We start from the raw sequence: 1,330 nt of genomic DNA on the forward strand, positions 1-1,330 counted from the left end.
TGAATCGCCCCGGGTCGAATGGAGGCTCGATTCTCTGAGAGGATTGAGTCATGGCACGTCCCTCCCCTTACCCCGTTGAGCTGCGCAAGCGTGCGGTTCGCATGGTCGCCGAGGTGCGGCCCGAGTACGACACCGAGTGGGCCGCGATGAAGGCAGTCGCTTCGAAGCTGGGGATCGGGACAACCGAGACGCTGCGCAAGTGGGTCCGCCAGGACCAGATCGACGCCGGTGCCCGGCCTGGGACGACGACCGAGGAATCGGCTCAGGTCAAGGCTTTGAAGAAGGAGAACGCCGAACTAAGGCGGGCGAACGACATCTTGAAGGCCGCATCGGCTTTCTTCGCGGCCGAGCTCGACCGGCCACATCTGCGCTCGTAGCGTTCATCGACGAGATGCGGGACCGCTTCGGCGGTGTCGAGCCGATCTGCCGCGTGCTGAGCGAGCACGAGGTCAGCATCGCCCCCTCCACCTACTACGCCCACAAGAATCGCCAGGACAAGCCGTCGGCCCGGCAACTGCGGGACGAGGAACTCAAGGCACTGATCAAGGAGATATTCGAGGTCAACTACCGTGTCTACGGTGCCAGAAAGATCTGGCGCGAGCTGACCCGGCAAGGCCATCAAGTGGCCCGCTGCACCGTCGAACGCCTCATGCGCGAACTGGGCATCGCCGGCGTGGTCCGCGGCAAGAAAGTGATCACCACGGTTGCGGATCCGGCCGCCGAGCGGGCGCCGGACCGCGTCGAGCGTGACTTCGTCGCCGACGCACCGAACCGCACCTGGGTCGCGGACTTCACACACGTCGCCGCGTGGGCCGGCACCGTGTATGTCGCGTTCGTCGTGGACACCTTCTCCCGCCGCATCGTCGGCTGGTCCGCGGCCACCACCAAGCACACCGAACTCGTACTGGCCGCACTGGAGATGGGCCTATGGCAACGCGACCGCAGCGGGACTCCGCCCCAGCGGGGCGAGCTGATCCATCACTCGGATGCGGGTTCGCAGTACACCTCGTTCAAGCTGGCCGAGCACCTGGACCGCGAGGACATCGCAGCATCCATCGGCTCGGTCGGCGACGCGCTCGACAACGCGCTGATGGAATCGACGATCGGCCTGTACAAGACCGAACTCATCAAACCGCAGCGGCCCTGGAAGACCCTCGCCGAAGTCGAGTTGGCCACCGCCGAATGGGTCGACTGGTACAACTACCGCCGCCTGCACGGTGAGATAGGCCACGTCCCACCGGCCGAATACGAAGCCACCTACTACCGGACAACCAAGAAACCCCAGGCCACAACCACGATCTAGAGTCTCCGACCTACCCGGGGCGGTTCA

At 65.0% G+C, this 1,330-nt stretch carries 1 protein-coding gene; it reads left to right on the forward strand.

Annotated elements, in window-relative coordinates; genetic code table 11:
• The first annotated feature begins 50 nt into the window (after positions 1-50).
• A protein-coding gene (locus ACZ3TS_RS43015) for an IS3 family transposase (RefSeq protein WP_467628725.1) occupies positions 51-1,303 on the forward strand; the annotation gives its coding sequence in 2 pieces (ribosomal slippage) (positions 51-333 and positions 333-1,303; 1,254 coding nt in all).
• Positions 1,304-1,330: the final 27 nt, after the last annotated feature.

The organism is Streptomyces sp. NPDC022910 (assembly GCF_055561075.1).